Origin of the sequence: Dyadobacter sp. (assembly GCF_051859145.1) — a bacterium.
GTDB lineage: Bacteria > Bacteroidota > Bacteroidia > Cytophagales > Spirosomataceae > Dyadobacter.
Map to the genome: position 1 here is coordinate 1 of NZ_JBHYGF010000285.1, position 5,623 is coordinate 5,623.

Consider the following 5,623-nt stretch of genomic DNA (forward strand, 5'->3'; position numbering starts at 1 on the left):
CCCAAACAGTCAAAAAGGCAAGTTAAATTACCATAAAACGGTCATTGACCCTTGAAATCAACTGAAATCATCATGAATGCACCCACAGCCACATTGTTATGAACAAAATTTAGCCATAATAACTTTGTCAAAATTCAAAGAAAATTTTGTACGTTACTCCTGTATAATCCACATCAAAAACCTGAAATCAATGGGATCAATTTTTACAAAAATTCACGTTCTGATCTTGGTTCTTTTGCTCCCTGCTGTTGCATTTTGCCAGACCAGCCTCAAAGGCAAAGTGACAGAATCAGCCTCGCGCGAGCCGCTGGCAGGTATCAGCATTCAGATCAAAGGAAAAGTGGCGGGTACTATCACCGACAATAAAGGAGAATTCAGCCTGAATACCAGCTCTGTCCCGCCTTTCACGCTCGTAATTTCATCGGTTGGCTTTCAGACACAGGAAGTTGCCGTTACGTCGGGCCAATCCAATCTTGACATCCAACTGGTTGAGCAGATTACCCTGGGCGAAGAATCGGTGATGAAATCCCCGGTAGCAATCGAAAAAATGAACCTGCGCGATATGCGCGACACACCTTCCGCCAGCTTTTACGACGCCCTGAATAATCTCAAAGGCATTGATATGACGACACAGGGTTTTCTGTTCAAGTCGGTTAATATGCGCGGATTTGGCAGCACAGGTAACCCGCGGACTGTTCAGATGATCGACGGAATGGATAACCAGGAGCCTGGCCTGAACTTCCCGCTTGATAACATCATCGGTATTCCAGAACTGGACGTAGAAAGCGTAGAGGTACTGCCCGGCGCTGCCTCTGCATTGTACGGACCGAATGCAGTGAATGGACTAATCCTGATGAACAGTAAAAGTCCTTTCCTATACCAGGGACTGAGTGCCAGTGTAAAGGGCGGGATCATGCATGAATCGCGCAGAAATAAACCCACGACACCGTTCGTAGATGCAACAATCCGGTATGCAAAAGCCTTTAACAACAAGATCGCATTCAAGGCTAATATTTCACTGATCCGCGCGACTGATTGGGAAGCAACTAATTACACCAATTTGAATGTTGGCGGAAATGCAGATCCGGGACGTGGCGCAGGTACTGCACTGGACTACGATGGTGTCAATGTTTATGGGGATGAAATTCAGACCAACATCAATGCAGTTGCGCAGTCGCTGGCCAATGCGGGACAGATTCCGCAGGCGGCAGTCGGATTGGTACCCAGTACATTTGTAAGTCGCACAGGCTTTCTTGAAAAAGATCTCGTGGATTATAATACCAAGAGCTTCAAAGCCAATGCAGCTTTACATTACCGGATCAATGAAAAAGTAGAAGCCGTGGCGCAGGTTAACTATGGGTACGGAACAACCGTTTATACCGGCACCGGTCGCTATGCATTGCGGAACTTCAATCTGACACAGGCAAAACTCGAACTGCGCGGCGATAATTTCACAGTGCGCGCGTACACCACGCAGGAAAGATCTGGTAAATCATATCTGTCGGGACTGGCGGCGGTTTCCATGCTGAACGATTTCAAACCGAACAATATCTGGTTTGGCCAGTATACCGGCACATTCGCCGCAGCGCGCGCGGCGGGGAGCGACGAGACACAGGCGCATTTGCTAGCCCGGCAAACTGCTGACGCTAATATGCCCATGCCAGGAACGCCAGCCTTTACCCAGCTTTTGGACAAGTACCGGAACATGCCCATTGTAGAAGGCGGCGGCGGTTTTGCTGATAAAACCAATCTTTATCACGTGGAAGGTTTTTATAATTTCAAAAACCAAATCAAAGTAGTGGAAGTACTTGCCGGGGCCAATTTCAGGCAATATCAGTTACGCTCGGCAGGTACTTTATTTGCCGATACTAAAGAAGGCAGGTCCGGAACAATCCCGATCAATGAATTCGGCGCATTTTTGCAGGCAGGGAAATCGCTCCTGTCCGACCACTTGAAACTTACCGGGTCGATCAGGTATGATAAGAATGAGAATTTCAAAGGCCAGTTTACACCCAGAATATCGGCAGTAACCACTTTCGGTGAACACAATATCCGCCTCTCCTATCAAACCGGTTTTCGCATTCCCACAACTCAAAACCAATATATCGACCTGAAAACCCCGGCTGGCACACTGATCGGCGGCTTACCTGAATTTGACGCGAGGTACAATCTGGCAAATGGGATATTGCGCCAGAATCTTTCGACGGAAGCAATCACAAAAGTGATCAATAGTGACCCGGGCATTGTTGCGAGTGCCACCACCTATGCCAAAGCAGTGGTAACCCAGCAGGCGACGGCCGCCATTACCCAGGCAGTTACAACGCAGGTTACCGCGGCAGTAAACCAGGCAGTAGCAGCCGGTCAAATCCCGAATGATGCCGCTGTTATTCAAAGCGCGATTACCAATGGAGTGAACCAGGCCCTGCCAGGCGCACTTTCTTCACAACTTCCCGGTATTCTGGCCGCACAGGTTCCTGGCCTGGTACCTACTCTGGCGCAGGCTTACGCGCTGGCAAAACTTCCCAAGTACAATGCCAGGCGTTTACAACCCGAGCGGATTGCTTCTTACGAGATTGGTTACAAAGGAGTTATTGCGAAAAAGCTCTTTATCGATGCTTATTATTATGTGAGTCAATACAGGAATCTGATCGGCGGAGGGGTTATTGTGGTTCCTACCGCACCAGCGGCACCAGGACTCCCGATAGAATCCGGCATTGGCGTGGGTAGTTTCAATGGATTTTCACGGGTTGTAAATACATCGGAAACAATTACAACGACCGGCTTTGCAATCGGACTTAACTATGCCTTGCCGCGCGGCTTTAATGCAGGTGGAAATGTGGCGAACAATGAGCTTCGCAATTTTACCCCGTCGCCGGAAGTCCAGTATTCCTCTTTCAATACGCCGAAGTACCGGTACAATGTCAATTTTGGCAAGAGGATCACCAGCAGTAACTCGCTGGGCTTTAATGTGGTATATCGGTATCAGCAGGCTTATTTGTGGGAGTCAAGCTTCGTGGTTCCGACGAGCACGGGTATTCCTGTTTTTTCAAATACAAAAGTGCCGGCTATTCACAATCTGGATGCACAGGTGAGCCTGAAAGTGTCGCCGATCAAGTCCATTATAAAAGTGGGCGGCACCAACTTACTGGGTAAGTCGTACATTCAATCATACGCCAGCCCGAATGTAGGCTCTACCTATTATATAAGTATCACTTTCGATGAATTGCTGAACTAGGCTATTTCTCTCCGTAAGCAAGGTCGCCCGCGTCGCCCAGACCTGGAACAATGTAGTATTGTTCATTCAGTTTTTGGTCGACCGCGCCGAGCCAGAGCCTGCATTGCGGAATGCGCTGCTGTAAATATTCAACGCCTTCGGGACTGGCGATCACGGAGGCGATATGGGTTTGGGAAGGAATTCCAAAGCGCAGCAATGCGTGATACACTTTTTCCATGGACCGGCCGGTTGCCAGCATCGGGTCAATCAGCACGAGGATTTTGCCTGTCAGGTCCGGACTGGTGATATAGTCCATTTCGACTTCAAACTCATCCTCATCATGAATGTGGTGCCCGCGGTAAGCGCCGATGAATGCATTGTCTGCATGGTCGAAAATGTTCAGAAAACCCTGGTGAAGCGGAAGTCCAGCGCGTAAAATCGTGGCCAGGACAATCGGTTGCAGCAATGAACGGGAAGGCGCCTCCCCGAGCGGGGTCTCCACTTTGGAGGTCCGGAAGGTCAAAGTTTTTGAAAGTTCGTAAGCCAGCAGCTCCCCCAACCGCTCCATATTCCGACGAAATCTCATCCGGTCTCTTTGAAAATTTACATCACGCAACTCGGCCAGATAGTGATCCGCAATGGAAGGTTTTTGGGTTAGTAAAAACATATAATCGACAGTTTTTAAGCTACTCCATGCAAGATAATACAAATTCATTGACGTAATTTGGATGTATAATTCTAAAAATTCTTCGCAAAAGTTCGATTTGTGTGAACAGTAGATTTTGTTTGCCTATGGTTCCAGGAATAAGCCGGTATCTTAAAACCTTGTTGATCATACTGGTATCCCTGTCATACGGACACGCACAAAGTTCATTTATACCTTTCAACGACGACTACTACCATCTCATCGACCGTCTTGAAATCAAGCGGGGCAAATTCACGGAAGGTTTTCATTATAATACCAAACCATTTGAGAGAAAGGCGGTTGTTGCACTTACCGATTCCATTCTCAAGGAGGGAACTGTCAACTTTACCGAGCGCGACTGGGAGACGATTGATTACCTGCGGGAAGACAGCTGGGAATGGACGAACGGAATGGTCGCAACGGATTCACTGAAATACGACCAGCTTTCGCGACTGCATTGGTTTAAAGTACCGCCAAAAGGGCAGAAAAGACGGTTTTTTCATCACCCCGCCGACCTTTACAGCATTCACAACAAGGACTTCGACCTGCATTTTAACTTTACTACTACTAACTTCATTGGCCGGGATCACCTATCCGCCGGTGGTCTCACTACCGATTCTACCATGTGGTTTACAGCGAGGGGCGTCGAGATCCGGGGAATGATCAATGAAAAGCTTGGATTTTACACCTACGTCGCTGATAACCAGGGCCGGTTTCCTAATTATGTAAATACTGTCGGTGAGTTGGCGACCATCGCTAAAAGCTTCCCGGGAGAAGGGCTGGCGAAAACCACACGCAATGGAAAAGACTTTTTGAGTGCACGCGGGTATATCACATTCCGTCCATTGAAAAGCATAAACCTCCGCTTTGGCCACGATCATAATACGTTTGGTAGCGGCTACCGGTCACTGATTCTTTCGGATAACAGCAGTCCCTACCTCTTTTTGCGCCTGGACACACAGTTAGGCAAGTTCCATTATACCAATCTGTGGACGAGCATGATCAATGCATCCTCCAATGCTTTTACCGAAGAACTGAGGCACAAAAAGTTTGCCGCCATTCACCATTTAAGCTTCAATCTGACAGATAAGATCAATATTGGTGTGTTTGAAGCAGAAGTTTTCAACCGGGATACAGTAGGCGGCGGATACGATCTCAATTACCTCAACCCGATCATTTTTTACAGATATGTTGAATCGTATATAGGTAGTCAGGACAATGCATTGCTGGGTTTTGATTTCCGCTGGCTTGTGGCAAACAAGGCTTCTGTTTACGGGCAATTTGTTTTGGATGAATTTTTGACAAAATTCCTTTTCAATGGCAGCAAATCTTGGACTAACAAATACAGTCTTCAAGTTGGCGCCAAGTACGTAGATGCATTCGGTGTGCCGAATCTCGACTTACAGGCAGAATATAATTTGGTTCGCCCCTACACTTATTCTCATAAAGATGGCGGTAGAAATTACATGCATTACGGCCAGTCACTCGCTCATCCGCTCGGGGCTAATTTCAGAGAATACCTTGGTATAATCCGCTATAAGGTCACTCCCCGCCTGTCTGCTTATGGAACCCTGATGGTAGCCACACAGGGAAAAGACCCTTCCAATGATCCTATGATGAACTTTGGAGGTGATATTTCTAAAAGCTATGAAGGCAGAGGTATCAACCGCGAAGGCGATTTAAATCAGAAAATCGGCCAGGGAATCAAGGCAAGTACCACATTT

3 protein-coding genes are annotated in these 5,623 nt (G+C 47.6%); 2 read left to right on the forward strand and 1 reads right to left on the reverse strand.

Features of this window, described 5'->3' with window-relative positions:
* Window positions 1-190: 190 nt before the first annotated feature.
* A complete protein-coding gene (locus ACTIE6_RS16255) occupies window positions 191-3,235 on the forward strand; it encodes a carboxypeptidase-like regulatory domain-containing protein (RefSeq protein WP_439557643.1) in 3,045 nt (1,014 codons plus the stop codon).
* 1 nt (window position 3,236) lies between these two features.
* On the opposite strand, the gene upp is transcribed toward ACTIE6_RS16255, so the two are convergent.
* Window positions 3,237-3,881: a uracil phosphoribosyltransferase gene (gene upp / locus ACTIE6_RS16260; RefSeq protein ID WP_439557644.1), complete on the reverse strand. Its 645-nt coding sequence runs from the start codon at window positions 3,879-3,881 to the stop codon at window positions 3,237-3,239.
* A gap of 158 nt (window positions 3,882-4,039) precedes the next feature.
* Here upp and ACTIE6_RS16265 point away from each other — a divergent pair.
* On the forward strand, window positions 4,040-5,623 hold a 1,584-nt coding region (locus tag ACTIE6_RS16265), incomplete at its 3' end, for a capsule assembly Wzi family protein (protein ID WP_439557645.1).

Coding starts and splice junctions, on each gene's coding strand:
- ACTIE6_RS16255 (WP_439557643.1), top strand. CDS start 191: ATGGGATCAATTTTTACAAAAATTCACGTTCTGATCTTGGTTCTTTTG.
- upp (WP_439557644.1), bottom strand. CDS start 3,881: ATGTTTTTACTAACCCAAAAACCTTCCATTGCGGATCACTATCTGGCC.